At 52.2% G+C, this 26,962-nt stretch carries 24 protein-coding genes; 14 read left to right on the top strand and 10 right to left on the bottom strand.

Annotation, left to right across the window (positions count from 1 at the left end; all coding sequences use genetic code 11):
• Both CPA45_RS17840 and CPA45_RS17835 read right to left on the bottom strand, forming a co-directional pair.
• Positions 1 to 158 (bottom strand): nicotinate-nicotinamide nucleotide adenylyltransferase (locus tag CPA45_RS17840; RefSeq protein WP_165771579.1); only part of this gene is annotated, 158 nt, incomplete at its 3' end.
• A gap of 13 nt (positions 159 to 171) precedes the next feature.
• Positions 172 to 1,479 carry a glutamate-5-semialdehyde dehydrogenase gene (locus tag CPA45_RS17835; protein WP_096653844.1) on the bottom strand — a complete coding sequence of 436 codons (1,308 nt, stop codon included), beginning with the start codon at positions 1,477 to 1,479 and terminating at the stop codon, positions 172 to 174.
• 349 nt (positions 1,480 to 1,828) lie between these two features.
• Between CPA45_RS17835 and CPA45_RS17830 the strand changes: the two genes are divergently transcribed.
• The 3 genes from CPA45_RS17830 to CPA45_RS17820 are packed head-to-tail and all read left to right on the top strand — an operon-like array spanning position 1,829 to position 5,030.
• A complete protein-coding gene (locus tag CPA45_RS17830) occupies positions 1,829 to 2,683 on the top strand; it encodes a hypothetical protein (protein ID WP_096653842.1) in 855 nt (284 codons plus the stop codon).
• On the top strand, positions 2,680 to 3,603 hold the full coding sequence (locus tag CPA45_RS17825; RefSeq protein ID WP_096653840.1) for a diguanylate cyclase domain-containing protein: 924 nt from the start codon (positions 2,680 to 2,682) through the stop codon (positions 3,601 to 3,603). The genes CPA45_RS17830 and CPA45_RS17825 overlap by 4 nt, the downstream gene beginning before the upstream one ends.
• A gap of 29 nt (positions 3,604 to 3,632) precedes the next feature.
• On the top strand, positions 3,633 to 5,030 hold the full coding sequence (locus tag CPA45_RS17820; RefSeq protein WP_096653838.1) for a bifunctional DedA family/phosphatase PAP2 family protein: 1,398 nt from the start codon (positions 3,633 to 3,635) through the stop codon (positions 5,028 to 5,030).
• 38 nt (positions 5,031 to 5,068) lie between these two features.
• Here CPA45_RS17820 and CPA45_RS17815 read toward each other — a convergent pair whose 3' ends face one another.
• The 3 genes from CPA45_RS17815 to mpl are packed head-to-tail and all read right to left on the bottom strand — an operon-like array spanning position 5,069 to position 7,775.
• Positions 5,069 to 5,689, bottom strand: a complete 621-nt coding sequence (locus tag CPA45_RS17815) for a LysE family translocator (RefSeq protein WP_096653864.1) — start codon at positions 5,687 to 5,689, stop codon at positions 5,069 to 5,071.
• A gap of 5 nt (positions 5,690 to 5,694) precedes the next feature.
• Positions 5,695 to 6,384: a flavin prenyltransferase UbiX gene (locus tag CPA45_RS17810; RefSeq protein WP_096653862.1), complete on the bottom strand. Its 690-nt coding sequence runs from the start codon at positions 6,382 to 6,384 to the stop codon at positions 5,695 to 5,697.
• A gap of 14 nt (positions 6,385 to 6,398) precedes the next feature.
• Positions 6,399 to 7,775 (bottom strand): UDP-N-acetylmuramate:L-alanyl-gamma-D-glutamyl-meso-diaminopimelate ligase, encoded by a 1,377-nt coding sequence (gene mpl, locus CPA45_RS17805; protein ID WP_096653836.1) that lies wholly within the window; start codon positions 7,773 to 7,775, stop codon positions 6,399 to 6,401.
• 226 nt (positions 7,776 to 8,001) lie between these two features.
• Here mpl and CPA45_RS17800 point away from each other — a divergent pair, with 226 nt between their 5' ends.
• From CPA45_RS17800 to pepQ, 8 genes are all read left to right on the top strand, one after another.
• Entirely contained in the window at positions 8,002 to 8,388 is a 387-nt protein-coding gene (locus CPA45_RS17800; RefSeq protein WP_096653834.1) for a glutaredoxin family protein, read from the top strand.
• A gap of 307 nt (positions 8,389 to 8,695) precedes the next feature.
• A complete protein-coding gene (locus CPA45_RS17795; protein WP_096653832.1) occupies positions 8,696 to 10,267 on the top strand; it encodes an ABC transporter substrate-binding protein in 1,572 nt (523 codons plus the stop codon).
• 142 nt (positions 10,268 to 10,409) lie between these two features.
• On the top strand, positions 10,410 to 11,459 hold the full coding sequence (locus tag CPA45_RS17790) for an ABC transporter permease (RefSeq protein WP_096653830.1): 1,050 nt from the start codon (positions 10,410 to 10,412) through the stop codon (positions 11,457 to 11,459).
• Positions 11,456 to 12,400, top strand: a complete 945-nt coding sequence (locus tag CPA45_RS17785; protein WP_078087864.1) for an ABC transporter permease — start codon at positions 11,456 to 11,458, stop codon at positions 12,398 to 12,400. Before CPA45_RS17790 ends, CPA45_RS17785 begins: the two co-directional genes overlap by 4 nt.
• Positions 12,401 to 12,407: 7 nt before the next feature.
• Complete coding sequence (locus CPA45_RS17780) at positions 12,408 to 13,424, top strand: ABC transporter ATP-binding protein (protein ID WP_096653828.1); 1,017 nt, start codon at positions 12,408 to 12,410, stop codon at positions 13,422 to 13,424.
• Positions 13,421 to 14,491 (top strand): ABC transporter ATP-binding protein, encoded by a 1,071-nt coding sequence (locus CPA45_RS17775; RefSeq protein ID WP_078087866.1) that lies wholly within the window; start codon positions 13,421 to 13,423, stop codon positions 14,489 to 14,491. The genes CPA45_RS17780 and CPA45_RS17775 overlap by 4 nt, the downstream gene beginning before the upstream one ends.
• Before the next feature lie 49 nt (positions 14,492 to 14,540).
• On the top strand, positions 14,541 to 15,452 hold the full coding sequence (locus tag CPA45_RS17770) for a LysR family transcriptional regulator (protein ID WP_096653826.1): 912 nt from the start codon (positions 14,541 to 14,543) through the stop codon (positions 15,450 to 15,452).
• Between the two features lie 74 nt (positions 15,453 to 15,526).
• Entirely contained in the window at positions 15,527 to 16,825 is a 1,299-nt protein-coding gene (gene pepQ, locus CPA45_RS17765) for a Xaa-Pro dipeptidase (protein ID WP_096653824.1), read from the top strand.
• 111 nt (positions 16,826 to 16,936) lie between these two features.
• On the opposite strand, the gene CPA45_RS17760 is transcribed toward pepQ, so the two are convergent.
• The 3 genes from CPA45_RS17760 to CPA45_RS17750 all read right to left on the bottom strand — a co-directional run bounded on the left by CPA45_RS17760 (position 16,937) and on the right by CPA45_RS17750 (position 21,007).
• Entirely contained in the window at positions 16,937 to 17,545 is a 609-nt protein-coding gene (locus tag CPA45_RS17760; RefSeq protein WP_208858550.1) for an OmpW/AlkL family protein, read from the bottom strand.
• A 567-nt stretch (positions 17,546 to 18,112) separates the two neighbouring features.
• Entirely contained in the window at positions 18,113 to 19,177 is a 1,065-nt protein-coding gene (locus CPA45_RS17755) for a 2,3-butanediol dehydrogenase (protein WP_279628819.1), read from the bottom strand.
• A gap of 15 nt (positions 19,178 to 19,192) precedes the next feature.
• Entirely contained in the window at positions 19,193 to 21,007 is a 1,815-nt protein-coding gene (locus CPA45_RS17750; RefSeq protein WP_096653820.1) for an NAD(P)/FAD-dependent oxidoreductase, read from the bottom strand.
• Positions 21,008 to 21,298: 291 nt separating this feature from the next.
• Here CPA45_RS17750 and CPA45_RS17745 point away from each other — a divergent pair, with 291 nt between their 5' ends.
• From CPA45_RS17745 to CPA45_RS17735, 3 genes are all read left to right on the top strand, one after another.
• A complete protein-coding gene (locus CPA45_RS17745; protein WP_096653818.1) occupies positions 21,299 to 23,281 on the top strand; it encodes a sigma-54-dependent Fis family transcriptional regulator in 1,983 nt (660 codons plus the stop codon).
• 104 nt (positions 23,282 to 23,385) lie between these two features.
• A complete protein-coding gene (locus tag CPA45_RS17740) occupies positions 23,386 to 24,240 on the top strand; it encodes an AAA family ATPase (RefSeq protein WP_096653816.1) in 855 nt (284 codons plus the stop codon).
• 3 nt (positions 24,241 to 24,243) lie between these two features.
• Positions 24,244 to 25,422, top strand: coding sequence for a vWA domain-containing protein (locus tag CPA45_RS17735; protein ID WP_096653814.1), 1,179 nt, complete (start codon positions 24,244 to 24,246; stop codon positions 25,420 to 25,422).
• Between the two features lie 108 nt (positions 25,423 to 25,530).
• On the opposite strand, the gene CPA45_RS17730 is transcribed toward CPA45_RS17735, so the two are convergent.
• Together CPA45_RS17730 and CPA45_RS17725 are read right to left on the bottom strand one after the other, a co-directional pair.
• Positions 25,531 to 26,061: a cytochrome b gene (locus CPA45_RS17730; protein WP_096653812.1), complete on the bottom strand. Its 531-nt coding sequence runs from the start codon at positions 26,059 to 26,061 to the stop codon at positions 25,531 to 25,533.
• Between the two features lie 235 nt (positions 26,062 to 26,296).
• A complete protein-coding gene (locus CPA45_RS17725) occupies positions 26,297 to 26,857 on the bottom strand; it encodes a hypothetical protein (RefSeq protein WP_096653810.1) in 561 nt (186 codons plus the stop codon).
• Positions 26,858 to 26,962: the final 105 nt, after the last annotated feature.

The following is a 26,962-nucleotide window of genomic DNA, read 5'->3' as shown; positions in this document are numbered from 1 at the left end:
TGGGGGGCTTGGCGAAGCGGGGGTTGGGGCGCGGGGATCATGTGCAGCCGGTCAAGCCCCAACGCCTCGCGCACCTCCACTGCGCTGCGCAAATGCCCCAAATGCACCGGGTCGAAGGTGCCTCCCAGCATCCCGACTCTTAATGTCTTTTGACTCATAACGTCTTGTGACTCATTGCCGAACCTGGCCATCCCCAAACACCACATACTTCTGTGTTGTCAGGCCTTTCAGCCCTACCGGCCCCCGAGCGTGCAGCTTATCCGTGGAAATCCCGATTTCCGCCCCAAGCCCATACTCGAAGCCATCCGCAAAGCGGGTGGATGCATTCACAATCACAGAGCTGGAATCCACCTCTGCCATAAATCGGCGGGCTAAAGAGTAGTCCTGGGTAACGATGGCATCGGTGTGATGAGAGCCATACTGCTCAATATGCTCAATGGCCTCGTCCATACCATCAACCACTTTAATGGCCAAAATGGGCGCAAGGTATTCAGCCTGCCAATCCTCTTCTGTTGCCTCGACCGCTTGAGGCAGTAACGCTTGGGTACGCTCGCAGCCACGTAGTTCCACACCATGCTGAGCATAGGCACGCGCCAGCTCTGGCAGCAATAAGTCTGCAATAGGCGCGTCTACCAGCAGGGTTTCCATGGTATTACAGGTTCCATAGCGGTGTGTCTTAGCATTGACGGCAATCGCTAATGCTTTGGATGGGTCTGCCGTGGTATCGATATATACATGGCAAACACCATCCAGATGCTTAATGACCGGCACCTTTGCCTCGCGAGAAATCCGTTCAATCAGTGACTTGCCACCACGTGGAATAATCACATCAACATATTCAGGCATACTGATCATCGCGCCAACCGCTGCACGGTCGGTGGTTGCTACGACCTGAACAGCACCCGCAGGTAAGCCAACATCGGCAAGCCCTTCTTGTATGCAGTTACTAATTGCTGCATTTGAGGCACTGGCTTCTGAACCACCGCGCAATAAACACGCATTACCTGACTTTAAGCACAGGCTAGCCGCCTCTAGGGTTACGTTGGGGCGCGACTCATAAATGATGCCGATAACGCCTAACGGCACACGCATTTTACCCACTTGAATCCCACTTGGGCGGTAGGTCATTTCGTCAATCTCACCCACCGGGTCAGGCAGTGCCGCCACTTGGCGCAGCCCATCAATCATAGCTTCCACACGGCTATCGGTTAGCGCTAACCGATCGAGTAATGCACTGTCCAAGCCGTTCTCTTTGCCGCGCTGCATATCAAGTGCATTGGCCTCCAGCACCCTATGCTTTGATGCCGCCAAGCGTGCTGCCATCGCATCTAATGCGCGGTTTTTCAACCCAGCATCAGCGCGGCGCAACTCAACGGCTGCTGCCCGGGCTGCCCGTCCGAGCGCCTGCATATAAGCGGGCACATCCCCAGCAGCCAAGTGGCGTTGGGCTTCGTCTTGGAACGTGTATGAACCGCTCATATGATCTCCCTGAGTAGTAGTGAATGCGTATTAGGGTAGTTATGTGTAAAAATTGTATAGGAAGCTGGCTACAAAAACCGGCTACACAAGCTGCCTGTAAAAGCTCTACTAACTAGAATTTCACTAACTAAAGTTTTACTAACTAAAGCTCTCTATATAGAGCCGTCCACGTAAAGCCATCTGTGAAAAGCATGTACTACCGACTTACTGAACACCTAGCGGTATGTTACGCCATTTGAGCGTTATACTGATGCATTAGAAGCCAAATCTCGCTACAGCAGCATTCTCCAACTGCACCATGGCAAGCCCACGCTTGGCCTCCTGTCATTAAGGTGAATAATAAGCCACCATGCAAAGCAAGTACAAAATACGCCTGTTAAGAGCTAATTTATTTGCTGCCGCTTTGGCACTAGCACTGTGGATACCCGCCGCCCCTACTGCCGCCGCATTGGCGCTATGGCTATCGGTAGGCTGGCTTTTAATCACTGCACTGTTGCTTGATTTCAGCCACCGCCGAAGCAGAGTATTTCCTTGGCAGATCCTCGCTGGAGGCTTACTGTTTTGTTTAATTGCCGCGGCACCAGAGCGACACAGTATGCTGATTTGGGCGTGGGCAGCAGTATGCATGCTGCCACAAAAACGCTTGGCGATGACCTTTAATGCCTGCGCCGCACTCTTAAGCTGTTTAATCATTGCCCCGTTACTCAGTCCTCCTGAGTGGCTGCTACTGCTCATAACACTAGCTATTTTGAGCGTATTAGCCGTATCACGCACGCGCCAGCTAATCGACATGAACGGAGCAATCCGTCAGCGTTTACGGCTTATTCCCGGACTTAATTTATGGGCCGGTGAGCAGCTCTTGCGCGACCTAACACGGGAGCAAATACGCTCAGAACGCGAAGCGATATGCGCCGAGGTCGTCATCTTCCAAGTAAAGCGTCATCAACTATGGTCATCAGCTCAGAAACTCTGCGAGCTAACCTATGCTTTTGAAAACGTCTACCGCTTGAATGCCAACACACTGGCCGTTTTACTGCTATCACGTAATGAAAAAGAAGGCGCTCAACGTCGCTCTCTGCTGTACGCCGCAGTACCAGAAAAAGTGCGTTACCACCATATACCACTAATGGATTTAGAACTTCCAACACTAACTCTGGAAGCGCTGTACACACTTCCCACCAAGCCCTCTGGGAGTGATAGATGAGCGAACAGAACCTACCCGAGCGACTGATGATACTGGCTTATAGTGCTAGCGTCGTCGCTATGGCCTCTTACACACTGTGGCTATACGCCATGGGGAGTTATCTAGACTTACTCGTCCCCATGTTTGTCACCTTGCTGCTATTAACCGCGTTATTGATGCACCATAGCCAGAGCCTAAACCCCGCTATTCCTAGCGCTATTTTACTATTTAGCACTTACATTGTGGTTTTAGCTTCGATGTACCATCAGCCCACCACCTCACTTATTTGGCTTGGTTTGCCCATTGCAGCAGCCTTCCTACTACTGCCGCTGTGGGCGGCACTCTGTTTGAACATAATCTGCATACCCACTTTGTGGTTATTGCCTAGCCCAAACGCTATCTCCCCCTCCTTCATGGTGGGTTATTTTGCTCTTGTTCTGCTGTTTGCTCTCCCCCCCTGGGAGCATGCCCGCCGCAGCGCATTACTAAGAGCAACCGACCCCAACGATAGCGACTGCAACGCTTACCATATCGACACACTTAAAGAGCGGTTACACAATGAGTACCAACGTGCTGCGATGCTTAATAAAAGACTGGCAGTACTGGTGCTGCATTTACCGCAGCTGGATATGGCAGCAGAGCAGTTCGGCCCACGTGCCCAGCATGCTTTATTAACTGCTCTTTGTAGCGAGGTTAATAACCACTGCCGAGATTATGACTTGCTTGGTCGCGCTGGCAGCGCCACCTTCTGGCTAGTGCTGCCAGACACATCCGAAAGCAGCGCACTACTGGTGCGCGAACGTCTTCAGCGTGCTTTGTCGCGTTGTGTATTAGTTGAAACAGGCCAGTTAGAAGCACACATTAGCGTATGCTTACCGTGCCAAAACGAGAGCTTTGAACGTTATGTGCAGCGTTTGGAGGCGCGCACAGGCGTTAGTTGACGCCTAATCACTTTTGTATGGAGCTATTCGTGTCTGTTGCTGATTCTCTCTTTGCAATTACGATGTCACCAGCCATGCTACTACTGCTGGTGTTACTTATCGCGCTGGTTGAGTCTTTGGCGCTGGTAGGCCTTGTAGTACCCGGCGTAGTATTGATCACCGCGGCGGCATCCGTAGCAGGCCATCAATCTATTGATCTCCCCTGGCTCATAGGTGCTGCCTTCATAGGCGCCGTATTAGGCGATGGAATTAGCTATAAGCTGGGTTACCACCACAGAGAGCAGGTTACCGGGCGTTGGCCACTCGCGCAGCACCCGGAGTGGCTTGGGCGCGGTGCGCGCTTCTTTGAACGCTACGGTATTTATTCAGTATTTATTGGCCGTTTTGTAGGCCCTGTACGGCCTATTATTCCGCTTATTGCTGGCATGATGCACATGCCCGCTCGCACATTTCTGTGGGCAAACGTTACCTCTGCAGCACTATGGGCCCCTGCCTATCTATTACCGGGCTATTTACTGGGGCGCACCTGGCAGCAACATCTTGACCTCCCGCCCAATGTAGAAGCCGCTGCAATCATGATGGCAGCCAGCATCATTGTACTAGCAGTGATATTTTCCTGGGGTAGAGCGCAAGTTGGCCGCCACGGCTGGCTATACCTAGCCACCGCACGCATCATACGTCGGGTTCCGTTTATGCGACGACCATGGCTCTCCATGAGCCGCTCCGGAGAGGTTCCCCTAGCTTCACTTTTATTATTTTTGGTCGCTTCAGCAAGCGTGTCAGCATGGACGTTATTGGTTATGCAGCATGACGGCCCATTGCTTATGGACCTTCAAGCCCAGCGTCTTTTCAACTGGCTAAGTAACGATGTGCTAGTCTCTGCCAGCCTTACCCTAGCGGATATAGGCGATAAGTTAGGTATTACCGCGTTACTTATTCCTTGGGGCCTATGGTTTCTGTTCCACAAACGCTTAGATGCCCTTTGTCACTGGGGGGTAGCCGTAGGTGGCATTGCACTGCTAAACACGCTAGGCAAGGCTATTTTCGGCCGCGATCGGCCCTTTACCCCCGAGCACTTAACCGGCTCGCTGGCTTATCCCAGCGCACATACTTCAACATCAGTAGTCGTCATTGGCCTCGCTGCCGCTTTCTTAGCAGCCGGCCTACCCCGCAACCGACATTTTTGGGTTTACTGGTTAGCCATCGCGCTGGCCACCATAATGGCTCTCTCTCGCTTGGTAATCGGTGTCCATTGGCTGAGCGACTTGATTGGCGGCGCGCTGCTAGGTTTGGTGATGTGCGCTCTTGTACGTCTTAATTGGCAGCGGCGCTTCCGGCCGCCTTTCCCCCGCTGCCCATGGGTATTACTGACCGCTGCATCAATAATTATGGTCAGCTTACGCGTTATGTTATTGCCACCTGCTTAGCCACGCATCAGACATCACGTGCCATTCGCCACATACTATTAACCCAGCGCCAACCAAGCCCCTACGCCAAACATCAGGGTGCCAGCAATCCGATTGAGTAAGCGCACGTTACCGCTCTTACCTAGCACCTTACGCAGTGTTTTACCGCCAGTTGCATAAACCAGCATGCTGGCGAACTCGATAATCAGGATAACGGCGATCAACACGCTAAGCTGTGGTGCCAGGGGGCGGCTACTGTCTAAAAAAGGTGGCAGCAATACCATAAAAAATGCCCAGCCCTTGGGGTTGGCAACCGCTGTTACTAACCCCTGCACCGCTAATTGCAAGCGCCCTACGGCTGGGCCAGTATCCAGCTCATCGGGGATCGCCATGCGCCCTCGGGAGCGCCACATCATAACTCCTAGATAAGCTAGGTAAGCGCCACCCACCCACTTGAAGGCTATGAATAGCTCGGGCTGGCGAAGCATCAAGGCTGCCACACCTGCGCCCGCAGCGGCAGCCACAAATCCCACGCCTATTAATTCGCCAATCATCATCCAAAGCGTACGCTTAACGCCCTGGGTCATGCCCAGCACCATGGCAAGCGTCATACACATGCCAGGGGTAAGGGAAACAAACAAAAAGGTTGGCACAAATACTGAAAGCATCGCCCACGACATCACGGCTATAGATCCTTGTCTTGTTTTAAATCCTGATCTGGCACGCTATCTGCCCCCAGAAGCCGCTCCTCTCCCCAGCTCGGCATTAGCTGGTGAGGAATACCGAGTTGGTTGAGGATCCGCGCCACAATAAAATCGATAAGGTCTTCGATACGCTGTGGCTGGTGATAAAACCCCGGTGCCGCAGGCAGTATCACCACGCCCAGACGGCTTAGTGCCAGCATGTGTTCTAAATGAATCGGCGAAAAAGGACTTTCACGGGGCACCAACACTAGCGTGCGACGCTCCTTGATGGCGACATCCGCCGCGCGCTCAATCAGATTATTGCTTGCCCCAGTCGCGACCGCCGACAAGGTACCGGTAGAGCAAGGGCACACCACCATGGCAGAAGGCGCCCCCGAACCTGACGCCACCGGCGCCATCCAGTCCTCACGCCCGAAACAACGGATTTGTCCTGGTTTGGCGCCACTGCGCTGGGTTAGCGCATCTACTAGGCGCGCAGGCTGGGCGGGTAGCGTCACCTCCGTCTCAGTGGCTATCACCATATGCGCAGCTTTAGAAATCATTACCCATACTTCGTGCCCAGCATCTACCAGCACATCAATCAAGCGTAAGCCATACTGCGCCCCAGAAGCACCGGTTAAGGCTACGGTAACTGGCGGCTTAAAGGCGGAATTTGCGATGTTTGAACTCATTTTCGCCACGCAACTTACTCCTTAGCGGCTAATGCTGACAGCAGACGCTCGTGCACACCTTCAAACCCACCATTCGACATCACCACAATGCGATCTAGCGGTGATGCTTGGGTGACAACAGCATCAACTAGCGCATCTATATTGCTGAACAGCTGAGAATGCTCGCCCTGCTCAGCCACCAATGACTCCATCGACCAGTCTAGGCCCGCAGGCTGAAACCAAAACACCGCGTCAGCATCAGCCACGCTATCATTTAATCGCTCTCGCAATGCGCCTAAGCGCATTGTGTTAGAGCGTGGTTCAATCACGGCCAACAAACGCCCTTTAGTCGTAGCCGCACGCAACCCCTGCAGGGTAGCGGCAATAGCGGTTGGATGATGGGCGAAATCATCAATGACCTGCACCCCAGCAACTTCACCGCGCACTTCCTGTCGCCGTCGAGGCGTCTGAAAGCGTGACAAGGCAGCGCAGGCACGGGGTAAATCGACACCACAACGATGCGCTGCTGCCAGCGCCGCCAATGCGTTGCGCGCATTGTGCTCGCCGGTTAACGACCACTCCACCACGCCGTCCTCTTCATCTTTAGAACCGCGGTACAATACCTGAAAACGGCTAGCGTCCACCCGCTCTAGGCTGAACTGCCACTCGCTAGTCGCCAAGCAGCCAAAGCGCTCAATGGGTGACCAAGCGCCCATCTCCAACACCCGCTCCAGGGCTGGCTGTTTGTCTGCCACCAGCAACTGCCCCTCGCTTGGCACTGTGCGCACCAAGTGGTGAAACTGTCGCTCAATCGCCGCTAGGTCAGGAAAAATATCTGCATGGTCAAATTCAAGATTATTCAGCACCGCAATACTGGGCCGGTAATGCACAAATTTAGAGCGCTTATCAAAAAAAGCCGTATCGTACTCATCTGCTTCAACGACAAATGGCCCTTTCAGGCTACCCAACCGAGCAGAGACACCAAAATTACGCGGCACACCGCCAATTAAAAACCCAGGATTCAGGCCTGCGCTCTCTAACAGCCAAGCCAATAGGCTTGCCGTCGTTGTTTTGCCGTGGGTTCCAGCAATAGCAATGACCTGCCGATTAGGCAGTACATGGTCGGCAAGCCACTGTGCACCGGAGGTATAGCGCAATTTGCTATTCAGCAACGCTTCTACCTCAGGATTACCCCGGGAGAGTGCGTTACCCACCACCACTAAATCGACTGTGGCGGATAAGTTTTCAGCACTATAGCCTTCCATTAAGGTAATACCCGCCTCAACAAGCTGCGTGCTCATGGGCGGATAAACATTGGCATCGGAGCCGCTTACCTGATGCCCTAGCTCCCTAGCCAGCAGCGCTAAGCTACCCATAAAGGTGCCACAAATACCAATAATGTGGAGATGCATGGGATTAGCTCCTTTACCCTTTGCCGTAAATACCGGCACAACACATAGAAAATAGCCGCTGAGATTAGCACGCCAAGCCAAGTTGCTCATCAGGTTCCCATTGCGGCTTCACGTCACGGGGCTAGAAAGTGACAAATTCGACGTATTGTTGCAGGATGCGCCCACCTTTTTAATAAACCACTTACCCATATCGTCTAACCAATCAGGCAGACGAAAGGAACTTACCATGCGCATTCTGATTCGTTACTTTTTCCGCGGTGTACGCCTTGTGCTGGCGCCGGTCATGCTCATCTCTGAAAAACTTTCTACGCCTAAGTCTGTAGAACGCACCCCTGATGAACAGGCCACGGTGGACCAAGCCTGTCAAAGCCTCGCCCTTTATCAATTTCGCACCTGTCCATTTTGTATCAAGGTGCGTAAGGAAATTGCTCGACTGGGGCTAAACATCGAAACACGGGACGCCCAACTAGACCCTGCCCATAAACAGGCGCTTCAAGAAGGCGGGGGCAAAGTAAAAGTACCTTGTTTAAAAATCAGCCATGAGGATGGGCGGCAAGAGTGGCTATACGAGTCCGATGCAATTAATCACTGGCTACATCAGCGTTTTGGCTAAAATACCGTATAGAGCAGGCCATATGGCCTGCTCTCCCTGGGCACCTCAACACCGACTTTCGTCTACCATGATGACACCAAGCCACCGCTATAAGCCCTGTCATTCGACAGATGAATGATGCGTGTCATTATTTCGATTGTGTGACGCTACAAGCACTCTCTATGTTAACCAGATAGCTTGCGAGCTGACCGTGTCAGTTTTACCCATTATTTTACACAGCAACTCGGTCGTTATTGAGTAATTCTGTAGTTTTTGAGTGTAGCTATTGGGTAAAACAAACAATAAACAATCATTCATGGGAACGATTATGACGCTCAAGAAAACCCTACTGGCTTCCGTTATTGGTGCAGTTGTTGCGGGCACCACAATGCTACCAATGGCAGCCAGTGCTGAGACGTTGCGTATTGGCTATTCCGCTGACCCTGAAACCCTCGACATTCACGAGCAGCTATCTGGCGGTATGTTGCGCTTCTCACACCTGACATTTGACCCACTGGTTCGCTGGACCAAAGATTTTCAATTCGAACCGCGTCTAGCTACTGAGTGGGAGCAGGTAGACGATACCCACATGCGTATGACACTGCGTGAAGGCGTCACCTTCCACTCAGGTAACGAATTTACTGCCAAAGACGTTGTGTGGACCATTGAGCGTCTAAAAGAGAGTCCTGATTACCGCGCTATTTTTGAGCCAATAGCCACCGTTGAAGCAGTTGACGAATACACTGTTGAAATCACCACCACAGAGCCCTACCCACTGCTGCTCAACCTCGCTACTTATATTTTCCCCATGGATAGCGAGTTTTACACTGGCGACACCGACGACGGCAACGACAAGGCAGAAATCGTTAAAGCAGGCAACTCCTTCGCATCGCGTAACGTTTCTGGCACCGGGCCGTTTATCGTCACCGACCGACGCCAGGGTGTACGGGTTGATTTTGAACGTTTTGAAGATTATTGGGACACCGAGACTGAAGGTAACGTATCCCGTATTGTGCTAACGCCGATTGCCGAGAACGCTTCCCGCGTTGCGGCACTACTCTCTGGTGGGGTCGACTTTATTGATGCTGTTCCGCCTAATGATCTAGACCGCGTTCGCGATGCCCAGGGTGCCAACCTGTATGAGGTCCCCGGCACACGGATCATTGGCTTCCAGCTTAATGAAGAGCGAGTCGAAGCATTCCAGGATGTCCGAGTTCGCCAAGCTGTTGACCTTGCTATCAACCAAGAAGGTATTGCTGACCGCTTAATGCGCGGTTTCGCAACGCCCGCTGGCCAGTTCTCACCTGAAGGCTATTCAGGCCACAATCCCGATTTGACTCCACGCTACGACTTAGAACGTGCCCAGGAGCTAATGGCCGAAGCAGGCTATGAAGATGGCTTCAGCGTGGAAATGATTGCCCCAAATAACCGCTACGTAAATGATGCGCAAATCGCCCAAGCGGTTGCCAACATGCTGTCGCGGATCAATATCAACGTCAATTTACGTACCATGCCGCTCGCCCAGTACTGGCCTGAATATGATGAGCGTGGTTCTGATATCGCCATGATCGGCTGGCACTCTGATACTGAAGACAGCGCGAACTTCTTCCAATACCTCTCTTTCTGTATTGATGAAGAGAGCGGTGTTGGCCAGTACAACTACGGTAGCTACTGTAACGAAGAGATTGACGCACTGATTACCCAAGCCGATAGCGAAACCGATCTCGAAAAACGCAACGAGATGCTGCGTGAAGCTGAAGCCATGCTTTATGAAGACGTTGGCTACATCATGCTTCACTGGCAGAACCTTGCTTATGCAGCAGCAGATGGTGTCGAGATTGAGCCGGTAGTGAATGCGACTGACTTCCCATACCTGGGTGACTTAGTGATTAACCGCTAAGCCCACTTGTCTCAACGCTTTAACCAGCATGGACGCTTCGCTCTTCAGGTAACTGGAGGGCGAAGTACTTTATGTGGTTAATACCGAGCGGCGAGACCCGCCTTACTCCTTAATTAAACCTATTGCATAGGTGGCGTACGCCATGATTGCTTTTCTAATCAAGAGGCTGATGCACGCTATATTGGTGATGTTTGTCATCAGTGTACTGGCCTTCGCTATCCAGGATAACCTGGGTGACCCTGTACAGCAGATGGTCGGGCAGTCGGTTCCCGAAAGTGAACGCGAGGCTATTCGCGAACGCTTAGGCTTAAATGACCCCTTCCTTGTGCAATATGTTCGCTTTGCTAAAAACGCGGTACAAGGCGACTTTGGCTACTCTTACTTCTACCGCGAACCAGCACTAGAGGTCATTGCACGCCATTTACCTGCCACGCTTGAGCTGGTGTTCGCAGCCACGCTGATCATTGTGCTGCTTTCGGTTCCTATCGGTGTTTATAGTGCGATAAAGCCGCGCTCACTCTTTTCGCGATTCTTTATGGGCGCCTCAATCATAGGTATTTCAATACCGGTTTTTTTAACCGCTATTGTATTGATCCAAATCTTCGCTATCGGCATAACCATCAATTTCTTCCCCCCAGAGACAGCTTGGGGGGCATGGCTGAATAGTGCGCTCTCTACGCAAGGCAACATGCCGTCCTTCGGTCGCGGCCATGACCTGGTACATGTAGCAGGCCACTGGGATACCAATCTCGCCACCTGGGATGGCATCAAACACCTCGTACTGCCAGCCATTTCACTTGCCTCTATTATGCTGCCGCTATTCATCCGCCTAATCCGTGCCGAGATGATGGAAGTGCTGCAGTCGGAATACGTTAAGTATGCCCGCGCTAAGGGCATATCCATGCGCCGGGTTTACTTCGTTCATGCTCTGAAAAACACCATGCTGCCAGTGATTACCGTCGGTGGCGTGCAGATTGGCACCATGGTGGCTTACACCATTCTGACCGAAACGGTTTTCCAATGGCCAGGCATGGGACTGATGTTCCTGGATGCTATTAACCGAGCCGACATTCCGCTGATTGTTAGCTACTTAATGATTGTCGGCGTCATTTTCGTGGTTACGAATACCATCGTGGATCTGATCTACGGCTTCGTGAACCCCACTGTAAAACTGACTGGTAAGCCAGCATGACAACCTCCTCAACGCCAACTGTCCCAAGCCGCTGGGAGCGCTTCCGCGACTCTTTTTTGTGGTACAGCTTCAAACGCGACCGCACCGCTCAGCTATGCTTGGCCGTGTTTATTTGTATGGTCATTGCCGCCTTTGCCTCACCTCTTTTGGCGCCAACTGACCCCTATGACCTGCGCCATATCGATATCCTTGACTCTGAGCTGCCGCCTTTCTGGATCGATGGTTCCGATGAACGCTACGTTCTAGGCACTGATGCTCAGGGCCGTGACTTATGGTCGATTGTGCTTTACGGCACCCGAGTATCGCTACTCATTGGCTTTGGTGCTGTACTGCTACAAGCCCTGCTTGGTGTCACCTTCGGCCTAATGGCTGGTTATTTAGGGGGGCGCGTTGATGCTTTTTTGATGCGCCTTGCAGATATCCAGCTATCGTTCTCCACGCTAATGGTCGCCATTGTGGTGGGGGCAGTGGTAAAAGCCACCATGGGCAGTGCGTTCTACAGCCAATATGCCGTATTGATGCTGATTCTGATTATCGGCTTGGCCGAGTGGCCCCAGTATGCTCGAACAGTGCGCGCCTCGGTGCTGGCTGAGAAAAACAAAGAGTACGTGGACGCTGCCCGCGTTATGGGCCTGCGCAGTAGACGCATTATGTTCCGCCATGTGTTACCTAACACGCTTTCACCAATTTTTGTTATCTCTACAGTACAGATTGCTAACGCCATTATTTCCGAGGCGGCACTGTCGTTCTTGGGCCTGGGGATGCCCGAAACCCATCCCTCCCTTGGGTCGTTGATCAAAGCAGGCTTTGACTATATTCAGTCAGGCTCGTGGTGGATCACGCTTATTCCCGGCGCGGTGCTAGTGGTGCTGGTGCTGTCTATCAATCTATTGGGTGACTGGTTACGCGATGTCATGAACCCACGACTCTACAAAGGCTGAGGACACCATGGCACTACTTGAAGTTTCCCAACTCGATGTTCGCTTCGCCCTGCGTCAGGGCGAAGTACGCGCTCTACGCGATGTCAGTTTCACTCTGGAGCGCGGCGAGCGTTTAGGGATTGTCGGAGAGTCCGGCGCGGGCAAATCAGTTGCCGCGTTTTCACTACTCAACTTGATTGCCAAGCCTGGCTTTATAGCCGGAGGCAGTATCAAGTTTGAGGGCCAAACGCTTAATACGATGTCTGAGCGCGGCCTGAGAAAAGTACGCGGCAACCGCATCTCGATGATTTTCCAAGATCCCATGATGACACTCAACCCAGTGCTCTCCATCGGGGAACAGATGCTGGAATGCCTGAAGGCGCATCGGCGTATTTCATCAAAAGAAGCACGCAGTATTGCACTGGACAAACTACGTCAAGTGCAGATCCCATCGCCTGAAAAACGCCTGGAGCAATATCCACACGAGCTTTCCGGCGGTATGCGTCAGCGCATAATCATCGCTATCGCGCTGTTACTTGACCCTGACATCATCATTGCTGACGAACCCACTACCGCGCTGGATGTCACCATCCAAGCGGAAATCATGGCGCTGCTTCTAGAGCTATGCGAGCAACATAATGTGGGTCTTATCTTGATCACCCATGACTTGGGTGTTGTCAGCCAGGTCACCCAGCGCATGCTGGTAATGTATGCAGGACGCGTTATTGAACAAGGCCCCACCCGGGAAATTATTAACGATCCTCAGCACCCTTATACCCAAGGGCTGCTCAATGCTCTGCCACAAATGGCGACCCCAGGGGAAAGGCTTAATCAGATTCGCGGCAGCATGCCTTCGCTTTCCAATTTACCTAGCGGCTGCGCTTTCCACCCACGCTGCGATTTTATCAATCGTACCAATGGTCAGCCGCGACCAGCATGTACAGAGCAGGTTCCTGAGTTTGTAACCTCAGGTAACTGCCGTGTGGCTTGCCACATGGTGGCTGAAATGATTGAAGATCGCCGTCTTAAGGAGGAAACCTCATGAACGCACAGGCAGAAACCCAGACGGCTGTTCATGTTCGCCCTAGCCAAAACGAAGAGAGCAGCGAATCACTGCTACAAATTCGTGGGCTTAAAAAGCGCTTTTCACTATCAGGTGATTTTCTTGATCAGTTACGCTTTAAGGGCGGCAGACTGGTTCGCCACCAAGAGCATGTTCACGCGATTAACGGTGTAAATCTAGATATCAAGCGCGGTGAAGCGCTCTGTGTGGTGGGTGAGTCTGGTTGTGGAAAATCGACCGTCGCCCGTACCGTAATGGGACTGATCACCCCCTCAGAGGGTGAGATTAGCTACGGTGGTCAGCGTATCGACAACCTGAGCTCGCGTCAGCTGCTACCTTACCGTAAACGTATGCAGATGATTTTCCAAAACCCCTACGCATCACTTAATCCAAGGATGACCATCCAGCAAACACTGGAAGAGCCGCTGCGTTTGCACCACCCAAACTGGAATCGCCAGCAAATACTCGACAAAGTAGAAGAAGTGATGCGCTCGGTCGGCATTGACCCCGACTGGGGGAAGCGCTTTGGGCATGAGTTTTCCGGCGGCCAGCGCCAGCGTATTGCGATCGCCCGTGCGCTAGCTGTTGATCCTGAGTTTATTGTGGCGGATGAACCCATTTCAGCGCTAGACGTTTCCATTCAAGCCCAGGTTCTCAACCTGCTGATGGAGGCCCAGCAAGAGCGCAACCTGACCTATATGTTTATCACTCATGATCTGGCGGTCGTCGAGCACTTTGGCACCCGAGTGGCGGTGATGTATCTAGGCACGGTGTGTGAAATTGCTACCACGGCCACGCTGTTTGAAAAACCGCGTCACCCTTACACCCAAGCACTGCTCTCGGCCATTCCACGGCTAAAAGATGATAGGCCGCAGCACATTCGTCTGACAGGAGAAGTACCTACCCCGGTTAACTTGCCAAGCGGCTGTGTGTTTCATGGCCGCTGCCCACATGCCAATGCCCGCTGCAAACAAGAGATTCCTGTGCTGCAAACACAGGATGACGGAACCCGAGTGGCGTGCCACGCTGTTGAGGAAGCACGCCTATGAAATGGGTACCCTATATGCAACAGCGAACTAAGGCGCTGAGAGGTAGAGCATGGAAATTCGCTGGCTAGAAGACTTTATCGCCCTGGCCAGAACACGGCACTTCTCACGCGCAGCAGATGATCAGCATGTCACCCAACCAACCTTCTCCCGGCGTATTAAGCTGCTGGAAGAAGAAATGGGTGTCACGCTGATTAACCGGCAAACGCTACCGCTCTCGCTCACGCCTGCGGGGGAAGAGTTTCTCACGCTTTGCGAACAGGTCACTGACCGTGTGCGCTTGACCCGAGACCGTGTAAGGGAAATTAGTGCAGGGCAGCAACGGCGTATCATGGTGGCTGCTCCCCAAAGCCTACTGCCGCACTTTTTGCCCGAATGGCTGGCCACCACTGGATGGCAAGAACGCATACAACCCTACCTGCGCGCTACCAGCTGGGTAGCCAGTGACTATTTCCAAGCTCTTGCTAGGGCGGAGTGTGATCTGGCTATCTGCTATTGGCCCATAGGACGCTGTGATTTAGATATAGACACTAGCGCTTGTACCTACCGCGTGATTGGACACGAGCGCTTAATTCCTGTGGCTGGTCTTGATAGCCATGGGGCTCCTTGTGCCCTCCTGCCCGGCACCCGACAACAGCCAGCCCCCTGGCTTGCCTATCCAAAGCGCGGCTTGCTGGGCTCGGCGGTTAAAGCCCACCTTGCCCGCATGCCACAAAGCACTTATCTAACCGCGCAGAATGAAAACCTCTATGCAGCCGGTATTAAAGAGCTGGTGCTACTTGGCTATGGCATGAGCTGGCTACCAGAGCGCACTGTGGCTGCCGAACTTGCCGCAGGTACACTGGTTAGGGCGGGCGACAGTCGCTGGGATGTACCCATGGAACTGCGGCTATATCGCCACCAAAGCCAACAGCATGCCGAACTGGATGGGCTATGGAGCGAACTCGCTCAACTACGCATTTAAAGGGACACCTACGCATTTAAAGGGACACCTGCGCATTTGAAAGGACACCCACGCATTTGGAAGGACACCTAAGTATGTCGAATACCTTGTTTAACTTACAGCGAGATCACTTGGCGCACCTACAACGCGCTTATAGCGATATTTTGGTAGCCCAGGGGTTAGACAGCTTGGCTATCTACAGCGGCCATGCCAGCTACCATTTTGCTGATGACCAAGCCGCTACATTTCAAACCTACGGCCACTTTATGCACTGGGTGGGGCTTGCTAACGTGCAGCATAGCTGGCTGGTGATAAAACCCGGCGAGCGACCACAGCTTTACCTCTATGCACCAGCAGATTTCTGGCACCTACCCACAAACCTTCCAGAGGAGCCCTGGGTTGCAGAATTTGATGTGCATTTATCTAGCAACAAAATCACTCCACCCATTACTGGCCATGCGGCGGTAATTGGCGATATCCAGCAACTTGAAACAAGTACACAGCAAGCTATCAAGGCAGAGTACCAACCTGCAGCGTTGGTCAACGCCCTTGATGAACTGCGCATGTTTAAAACCGCTTACGAGATTGCCTGCCTGCGAGAAGCAAACCGCCTGGCTATCGCAGGGCACCAGGCAGCTCAGGCCGCGTTTATCGGTGCTTCTGCAGAACTAGATATCCAATTGGCCTATTTAGGCGCCAGTCGGCAGCGTGAATCTGATGTTCCTTATCAAAATATTATTGGGTTAAACAACCATGCAGGCGTGCTGCACTACCAACATTACAGCCTGCAGCCCCCCAAGCAACGACATAGCCTATTGGTAGACGCTGGTCGGCGCTTTCGCGGTTATTGCGCAGATATAACCCGCACTCATGCAGGCCCAGATGCTCCACATGGTTTTAATGATTTAATCATCGCCATGCATGGCTTAAAAGATGCGCTAGTAAAGAGCACTGGGCCAAGCGTTGAGTTTGTTGCGCTACATGAGCAGATGCATCAGCAGCTAGGCGAGATTTTAATTGCTCACGACCTTTTCAAAGGCAGCGTGAATGAAGCCATTAGCGAAGGAGTAACCCGAGCTTTTTGCCCCCACGGACTAGGACACTCCTTGGGACTTCAGGTACATGACGTAGCGGGACTTCGTCATCCAGATGGCTCTTCAGCCCCAGCTCCCGCCTTGCACCCAGCGCTACGTCTGACCCGTACTCTGCGTGCGGGCATGGTAGTTACTATTGAGCCAGGCCTCTATTTTATTCCGATGCTATTGGCCCCGCTACGTAAAACGTCGCTCCCCATTAACTGGGCATTAGTAGACGCCTTAATCCCTTGTGGCGGCATTCGCATTGAAGATAACGTGCTAGTTACCGCAAACGGCTTTGATAACTTAACGCCGTAACCACCCTTGCCATAAAAAAGTACGCCCGGCTTAAGGCCGGGCGTACCATTTCACACGTGCTGTTCACACATGCTTGCTTCAAACGCGCTTTGGCAGCGTTTGGTTTACCGATTAGAAGCGATAAGTAACACCGCCACCAATAGTGACCGGGTCAATATCTACTTTGCCAATCGTAGCACCGCCTGAATCAATATCCGCACTCACGTCAGCGTAGCTTACGTAACCGTTCAGCATGATGTTCTGTGTCACAGCAAGGTCTACACCAGCTTGACCAATGATGCCGTAGCTTTTATCAACGCTCAGGCCTTCTGGCTCACCCGAGAAACGCGTGTAGTTTAAGCCCGCACCTACGTAAGGCTGTACTCGCGAATCCATGCCACCCATGGGGTAGTAGTTAACCAGCAGGTTAATCGGCATACGATCTACGCTACCAATACCGCCACCTGGGTGTGTGTTCATATCATGCTCAAACTTCTCTGAGCTGTTTAGCTCAATGCCTACGTTGTCAGTGAACAGGTAGCCAGCACCGAAAGTAACACCACGGGCGCTTTGAACATTCAGTGATGAATCACCAACGTGGCCGTTGCCAGAGCCAGTATTCGTTTGTGCTACACCGATACGTACAAAGGTGTCACCTGCCTCATAGGCAAGTGCTGCTTGGCTGACCATGATCGCGGCAGCTGAAATAACAGCAGCTGAGATTAATTTAATTTTGGTCATTAGGGTTATCCTCTTGCATCTTACTCAGGGATGGATGCCGACAGACCGGCCGATTTTTATAAGCTCTCTATACAAGATATACCAATCGAACAGTGTTTCCAAATTTATTGTGAAATATCAATATAAGTTTTTGATTTATTGTTAGCATCACATAGCTTTCAGAACATAGCATTCAAAGTGCGGCTTCCACAACACCGTTTCCGCAGTATCCATTCCAAATTCCAGGCATAAAAAAAGTCCCCCGAAGGGGACCCAGGTGGAGCACGCCAGCTCACTCGATGTATCGCTTACCAGCCAAAACTGGGGCGATGTAGCAATGAAGGGAGAGAGACCAATTCCAACTATTTACTTCCAACGATCCACTCTATTCAATTGCTTCTTGCTTAATATAATGCGAGCTGTGTGCCATGTTTTTAAAAACATATTAAAAACAATATCTTAAATAAAATCATGCACTTTTCAAATTACCTACAATGCATTGCAGCAAACAAAATGCGCAGCACTGGTGCATTTTGGGGTAGCTCTGCTTCACAATGCATCAATACCGTGTTGTTAAAGCAACGGTAACTAAGGCGTGACGATAATTTTCACTTGTGCCTTGTCACTTAGCAGCGCTTCAAACCCCTCCTCTACGATATCTGCTAATGGAATGCGCTGAGTCACCATATCTTCAGCACGGAAGTACCCTCGTTGCATCAACGCCATGACTGCCGGATACACATGGCGATAAGCAATAATACCCTTCATGGTGCGCTCTTTAATGACAAGATCGTTAGGCTGGAAGCTCGCCTCCCCTTCCCAAATACTGACAACGACGACCTCTCCTCCTTCATGGGTGCTGTGCAGAGACTGGTTCAGCACTGCTGGAATCCCTGTCACCTCAAAGGCCACATCAACACCCCCATTGCTTAACGCTTGCAGCTTCGACACTGTATCTTCTTGCTGCGGATCAACAACGATTGCGCCAAGCGCGGCGGCTTTCGCTTTTCGTGAAGATGCCACCTCAACGGCATAAATTTGGGCAGCTCCCGCCGCTTTCAGTGCTTCGATCGTCATTAGCCCAATGGGGCCAGCACCAAATACTGCCGCGCTATCCCCTGCCTTTAAGCTACTTTGTCGCACCGCGTGCAGCGCCACAGCGGCAGGCTCTACCAATGCTCCCTGCTCAAAACTCAGGTCATCCGGCAGTTTATGCACCATGTGCTCACCCATGACGGTGAACTCCGAGAAGCCACCACCACCGCCAGAAAGGCCATGGAAGCCCAGCAGCGGCGTTAGGTTATAGCGCTCCATTTGATAGGCGCCATCTTTGTTGGGCGAGAGAATTGGCTCAATCGCAACGCGGTCGCCGACCTTTACACGCGTTACCTTATCGCCAATCTCGACCACTTCACCGGCGAATTCATGGCCCATAATAATCGGTGCCATTTCACCGCTAATCGGGTGTGGTTTATCCACCGGAATAAAAATTGGCCCAGCGGCGTACTCGTGCAGATCACTACCACAGATACCGCAAGCCGCGACTTTAACCTTTACCTGATGGGGGTCGTTGATGGTGGGTACCGGCACTTGTTCAACGCGCAGATCTTTTGCCGCGTACCAAACTGCTGCCTGCATACTTGACTGACTCATGGGTTTCCCTTCCTGTTATGAAATATGGTGAACCGGCTGCAGTCCATAGACAGGCGTATCCAGCCCTTCCATGCGTGCTTTTAACTGCAGCGCCAAATAGCGTGAGTAGTGCCGCGATTGGTGCAGGTTGCCACCATGGAACCACAATGCCTCTTGCTGAGTGGGTTTCCACATATTGCGCAGCTCGCCTTCCCACGGGCCGGGGTCTTTAGTGGTATCGGAGCCAAGCCCCCAGCATTTACCAACTTTATCGGCCACATCTTGAGAGATAAGCCGCGCCGCCCAACCATTCATCGAACCATAGCCGGTGGCATAAACGATCAAGTCAGCGTCAAGCTCGCTGCCATCGGTAAGCGTGATGGAGTGTGGGTTAATTCGCTCTATCCCCACGCCACTACGCAGCTTGATATCGCCACTGGCCACTAGATCGCAGGCACCCACATCGATGTAATAACCTGAACCACGACGTAGATACTTCAAAAACAGTCCAGACTCATCGTCACCAAAGTCGAGCATAAAACCCGCGCCTTCGAGTTTCTGATAAAACTCAGCGTCGCGCTGTTTGATCGCCTCAAAGGCTGGGCGTTGAAAATCCGGCAGCACCTTGTAGGGAATCGAGGCAAAAATCAGGTCGGCCTTTTCATGAGTTAAACCGTTCGCCACTGCCTCTTCCGAATAAAGCGGGCCTAGCACCTCTTCCATTAGTGAATCCGACTTCACTATATGAGTAGATGAACGCTGCAGCATGGTGACATCAGCGTCGTGCTCCCATAGTGCGGCGGCAATATCGTGTGCCGAGTTATTGGAACCCACGATGACGCACTTCTTACCTTTATAAGCATCTGGACCTGGGTGCTGGCTAGAGTGCTGCTGCTCGCCTTGAAAGCTTTCTGCCCCTGGGAATTTCGGTACATTAGGCATACCCGACATTCCAGTCGCCATGACTAGTTGCTTGGGTCGCAACGTGATCTCTTCGCCGTTGCGCTTAACCTTAACCACCCACTCCCCTGCGGCCTCGTCATAACGAGCATTGTGGCACTCGGTGGAACTCCAATAATTGAGCTCCATCACTTTTGTGTACATTTCTAGCCAATCACCCACTTTGTCCTTCGGTGCGAATACCGGCCAGTTTTCAGGAAAGGGAATATAGGGAAGGTGGTCGTACCACACCGGATCATGCAAGCAGAGCGACTTGTAGCGCTTACGCCAGGAGTCCCCCGCACGCTCGTTGCGTTCAATGATTATCGTCGGTACACCCAACTGCCTTAATCGTGCGCCTAAGCCGATACCGCCTTGACCACCGCCAATAATCACGCAGTAAGGCTGCCTGGTGTAGCCTAGCTCTGCCTCTTCGCGCTCCCGAGACTCCAACCACGTTTCACGCTGCTTGTTGGCACCGTGCTCAGCCCCTTTAGGTCGGTGGTGATTGCACTGTTCAGGGTAGTCGTTCAGCGCTTGCATGGTAGTTAACAGCGTCCAACACTTACCCTCCTTAAGGCGTAGATAGCCTTTACCGCTGGCGACCGCTGTTTGAAAAGTAAACCATGCATCGTAGATGTCGCCGTTCTGGGTGGCTTCACCTTCCAACTGCCAGTTCGAAGGCCCAGCGTTATTAAGCGTGGCATTGAGCATGGCCTGAATGTCGTCTTTGCCTTCGCAGGTTTTTAAATTCCAGGTGAAGGTAAGGAAATCACGCCAGTAGCACTCATCATTAAAGAGCGATAAGACACGCTGAATATCCTGGGCTTGCAGTGCCTTATCAAAATCACTCAGCCACTCTTGAACAGTTGCCGTGGCGGTTTGCTGGACTTGTGCCGTTATCTTTGACATAGCGGGTACTCCATAGGCATTTGTTATTGTTTAATTAACTGTGATGCACACAATACAAAGCACCCACTGTGCCAAAAGCGCTAAAAAACAAATAAGCAATTGAAAAGTATATGAATAACTTTCCACTCGACAGATAGGTGAAACAGCAAAAGCGCCGTACACCTGTTACGCCGTTTACAGCTTTGCTTTACAGGTGTAACGCACGACTAACGGCGTAATAGTACTGCGTTGACACCTACGCCAAAGCGCATAGGCTGGAAGAACAATAATAAGCCCAGAGTGAACGACGCCATGCCCACTCAAACGCCCTTACCTACGCGGCTGCAATCCGTACAGCGCCAGCATATTGAGCATATTTTTAAGCTCGGTGAAGGTCAGGATATTCCACAACTACCGGCCCAAGCGACGATTCGGCGCTCCTGGCTACGCTGCCTAAATGAGTACCACTTAGACCCCACCCAGCCTCGCCCAGCCCGGGTGGTGCCCCAGCAGACATTGATTGAGCACCGAGAATCCGTTGATGAGCTACTGCATGTCGCCCGTGCTGGAGTTGACCAGCTATATCAACAAATCGCCCAGCTAGGTTATGTGCTACTACTCACCGACCATCGAGGTATAACCGTCGAGTTTCGTGGTGACCCTAATCAAGATCAGCAACTGCGCAAAGCAGGTCTCTACTTAGGGGCAGATTGGGATGAACGTTTTGCTGGCACCTGTGCCGTAGGCACCTGCCTCCACGACCGCCAAGCCATCATCTGCCATCGACAGGAGCATTTTGACGCCTCGCATATTTCTCTTACCTGCACTGCAGCCCCCATTACCGACCCCCAGGGTAATGTCATGGCCGTGCTGGATATCTCTGCATTGAACTCACCCACCCACCATGAAAGCCAAAACTTCAGCCTTTCACTGGTAACACTCTATGCACGCATGATTGAGGATGCCTACTTTCTTCAGCGCTACCGCGGCTGCCTGATGGTACGCCTGGATACCTCACGAGAATTTGTGCATGTGAATGGACGCGGCTTAATAGCTATTGAAGAGAATGGACAAGTCATTGCTGCCAATGCGGTGGGACGCGAGCTAATAGCGCAACATCAGCAGCGCTGGCCACCTTGGTCGGCCAGCCATACTCCGATGCTTGGTGAACTGTTCGAGTGCGATATCACTGATGTGCTCAGCATAAATAGCGGGACCAGTGACCAGCTGCGTGCTTTTCGCGCACGCGCCAGTAACGTCATCTACTTTATCAGCCTGCTGGAACCTCGCCGTCCCCGTTCTACCCAGTTTGATAAAGTGTCTGCGTCCTCACTACCCGAGTCACTGGCTCGACTAGGTGCCGACGACCCAGCGATGCGCAAGGTACAGAAGCTGGCCGAACGGCTGCGCAATGAGGCCAGTGTAAATGTGCTGATTAGCGGCGAAACCGGCACCGGCAAAGAAGTTGTAGCCCGTGCGCTGCACGCAAGCGGCAACCGCGCCAAGGGGCCGTTTATCGCCGTTAATTGCGCCGCTATACCCGAAGCTTTGATCGAGAGCGAACTATTTGGTTACGAGCCAGGGGCGTTTACCGGGGGCCGTGCCAAAGGGATGCGCGGGCTTATCCCTCAGGCCCATGGCGGCACGCTGTTTCTGGATGAAATAGGCGATATGCCATTAGCGCTACAGACACGCTTGCTGCGCATCTTAGCAGAGCGGGAAGTCATGCCGCTGGGTGCCAATACACCTGTAAAGGTCGACATTCGAGTTATCACAGCAACCCATCGAAATATCGAAGAGATGGTCCAACAAGGGGAATTTCGCGAAGATCTCTATTATCGGCTTAACGGTGCGCAGCTACGTTTGCCTGCGCTACGTGAACGCGCCGATAAACTGTATGTTATTCGTCGTGTCTTCGAAGACGCCGCTACAGAGCGTGCTGCCAGCGTACCCCCGCGCCTACGTGCAGATGCGATTAGTGCGCTGCTCGCCTACGCTTGGCCCGGCAATATTCGTCAATTAAAAAACGCCCTCGCCTTTGCGCTAGCCACCTCAGAAAGTGACGAAATTACCGTTAACGACCTACCCGAACAGTGCCTTAGCCAGCGAATCACCCACAAAGCGCCCCCTGTACTCGAAAACCACACTGAAGCTCAAGCTAACTCACTTGTGAACCTTTTAAAGCAGCACCACTGGAATATAAGCGCTGTTGCCCGCGAACTAGGCGTTTCACGGCCTACGGTATACCGTCAAATGCAGCGCCAAGGCATTGTGCCGCCGAATTGGCAGAATTGATAAGACGGACGCAGTAGCCTCCCCTTGGCCTTGAGGGTGCCCCTCACGTACACTTGTTTGAATCGACTTTTAAAAACTCGTTTCAACAAGCCGAGGCACTCCCCATGGCGTTTGATTCTACCTCTTCTTACATCGCAACGGATGCACTCAAACAGGCGGTCAATGCCGCTGTTGTGTTGCAGCGTCCGCTACTCATCAAAGGCGAACCCGGTACCGGTAAAACACTGCTGGCCGAAGAACTCGCTGAATCCCTGGGAACCAAGCTGATCACCTGGCATATAAAGTCCAGCACCAAAGCCGCCCAAGGGCTTTACGAGTATGATGCAGTTAGTCGCCTGCGCGATTCCCAGCTGGGTGTGGAAGGGGTGGAAAATGTAGGCAACTACATCAAACCCGGCAAGCTGTGGGAAGCCTTCACCGCAGGTGAGCGTGTGGTACTGCTGATCGATGAAATCGACAAAGCGGATATCGAGTTTCCCAACGACCTGCTCCAGGAGCTGGATCGTATGGAGTTTCATGTTTACGAAACCGGCGAAACCATCCGAGCCGAACAGCGCCCTATCATCGTGATCACCTCGAATAACGAAAAAGAGCTACCCGACGCCTTCCTGCGCCGCTGCTTTTTCCACTACATCGAATTCCCTGACCGCGAAACCATGCAAGCCATTGTCGATGTCCACTTCCCGGATATCGCTCCCAGGCTGGTCGGCGAAGCCCTGGAAGTGTTTTTCGAGCTGCGCAATGCGCCTGGCTTGAAGAAAAAGCCTTCGACCTCGGAACTGGTGGATTGGCTCAAGTTGCTAATGGCTGATGACCTAGCCCAGGAAGCGCTCTATAACCGCGACCCAGCAAAAGCTTTACCTCCCATGGCCGGTGCGCTGATTAAAAACGAACAGGACACACACCTACTGGAGCGTTTAGCTTTTATGCTCCGCCGCCAAAAGAGTACGGGGCGTTAAGCCATGTTTATTGGCCTATTTGATGCCCTCAAACGTGCTGGTGTGCCCGTTTCACTGCGCGAACTGTTAGACCTTCACGCCGTAGTTGAACACGGTGTGGTGTTTGCTGACATGGAAGCCTTCTATCAGGTCGCACGCACCGTCATGGTCAAAGACGAGCGCTACTTTGACCGCTTCGACCGTGCCTTTGCCGCCTGGTTTAAAGGTATCGAAGAACTGGATGCGGCTATCGAGGCGTTAATTCCTGAAGAGTGGCTACGCCGTGAATTCGAAAAACAGCTCAGCGACGAAGAGAAAGCCAAGATTGAGTCTCTCGGCGGTCTAGAAGAGCTAATCAAGACGTTTAAAAAGCGCCTGGAAGAGCAAAAGGAGCGCCACGCAGGGGGTAACAAGTGGGTTGGTACCGGAGGCACCAGCCCTTTTGGGGCGTATGGCTACAACCCAGAAGGTATTCGTATCGGCCAGGATGGTTCGCGCCACCGCCGTGCAGTGAAAGTCTGGGACGAGCGACGTTTTCGCGATTACGATGACTCACTGGAGCTTGGCACCCGGAATATCAAAATGGCCTTGCGGCGGCTGCGCAAGTTCGCTCGGCAAGGGGCATTGGATGAGTTTGATGTAGACAGCACCATTCGCGAAACAGCAAAGGATGCTGGGCTGCTCAATATTCAAATGCGTCCCGAACGCCACAACGCGGTGAAAGTGCTGCTGTTTTTGGACGTTGGCGGCTCAATGGATGACCATATCCGTGTATGCGAAGAGTTGTTCTCAGCGGCGCGCTCTGAATTCAAACACTTGGAGCACTACTACTTCCATAACTGCCTGTATGAAGGTGTGTGGAGAAATAACCTGCGCCGTGGCAATGAACGTATCCCAACCATGGACGTGCTGCACACCTACGGCTCTGATTATCAGGTGGTGATTGTCGGCGATGCGGCGATGTCGCCTTACGAAGTCACCCACCCCGGCGGCAGCGTGGAACACTTCAACGATGAAGCGGGCGGCGTATGGCTTAAGCGTTTATGCGAAACCTTTCCACGCTTAGTGTGGCTTAACCCTATGCCGCCCAGAGCTTGGGAGTACACTCATTCGACCCAGTTGATCCGCGAGATCATTGAAGACCGCATGTACCCCATGACCATGGAAGGCCTGGAAACCGCTATGCGTGAATTAGCCAAGTAGCACTACACCGCTATTTCTGGCATAGCGGCAGTGGTGTCCCTAAAAAAACGGCGCGTTCGATTGAACGCGCCGTTTTTTTTAAATATGGTAACGAAAGATAAGCCTGCTTTATGCCATCCGGGTCAGCACATCGTGATTGGTTAATTTGCGATGTAACATTGCCATCACGATATGGCCCACAATCAGCGCCAGCAATGTCCAGCCTAGCTCACCATGCAACAAGCCACCCAAGTTCACCATCCAGTCAATGCGCTCACCTTCAAAGCCAGACATTAGGTTGATGCCCCATACATCCAGGGCGCGGCCAGAGCCATATTGACGAATAAGTGCGATAGTAGGCACCGCCATCATCAACCCATACAGAGCTAAGTGGCCTAGTTTAGCCATAATGCTCACAGACGGTGGCCGGCGCGATGTATTGATTAACGCCCATAACACACGCAACAAGACCAGCGACATCAGTGTAACCCCTACGGTGCGGTGGGTGCCCCACAGGAAAGATTCCAACGCAGTATCTTCCAAAAATACTCGAGCAGCTGCACCACTAAACTGCCACACAAACAGTAATGCCATCCCCCAGTGGAGCACACGACTGACCAACCCATAACGTTTATTAGTATCCATCACTGCTAGCGCCATACACTTTTCCCTCGTCACAAAAGATAAATCATAGTGTCACTTTATATAGCTCCATTTTACCCAGCCCGGCAGGCAACATCATGACAACAGCGTGCAATTCAGTTGCATAAAATGGAACACGCTGTTTCAAATAGCCGGCTGGCCTATGGTACCAGCCGGTATTCAAGCGCTTAGTCTCAGAGAAAGGATTCAGAGGAAGGTTTCTGCTAGCTAAAATTGGCTGCTTTCTCTTGCCTCAAAGTGTTTCCGGAAAACTATTTAAACCTGATAGAAACGCATCTTTAGCCGTGGCAAATGCAGTTGGGTCATGCTTAAAACGGCGAAGAATTAACGCCTCATCCAGGCTTAAGGTTGGAGCAAGTGCATCGTTACTTTTAACGGGATGGCGTGCCCCCAAACCAATGCGTGTAGCGTTCTCACCATTCAACCAGCGCTTAATACCGCATTGTCGGTAAAATGCTTCATCTTTAGCGTCATTCACCTCAACCCGAAGAGGTACCTTCAGGCTTAACTTTTTAATCAAACGTGCTTTAGCACCTTCAATAAACTCACAGGCATGAGTAACGGTCATACCCTGCCCTGCTTCATCCAGCACCAGCAGGGCCAACGCTAGAGGTTTACCTTCGCCATCAACGCCTGCCAGCAGGCGTGCGCCTTCTTGGGCAAACAGTACATTTTTAGTGCCCGTAAATACCACTAGCGGCGTTAACCCTGATTTCTGCCCGTATACCTCGGCACATAGCTTGGCCAAACACGCATCGCGCAGGGCGCTCTGACTGATATGGACTACTTTCATTACGCTCTCTCGTTGCGTTCGCTTATAACGCCAAATAAAGCTGGCGAGTATGAAAAGCCCGCCAGCGTAGAACAAAGTACTATCAAGTACCAGCCTCTTGGCTTA

Origin of the sequence: Vreelandella nigrificans (assembly GCF_002374315.1) — a bacterium.
Classification (GTDB): domain Bacteria; phylum Pseudomonadota; class Gammaproteobacteria; order Pseudomonadales; family Halomonadaceae; genus Vreelandella; species Vreelandella nigrificans.
Note: the sequence above shows the minus strand (reverse complement) of the source record. Positions and strands in the feature narration are given on the sequence as shown.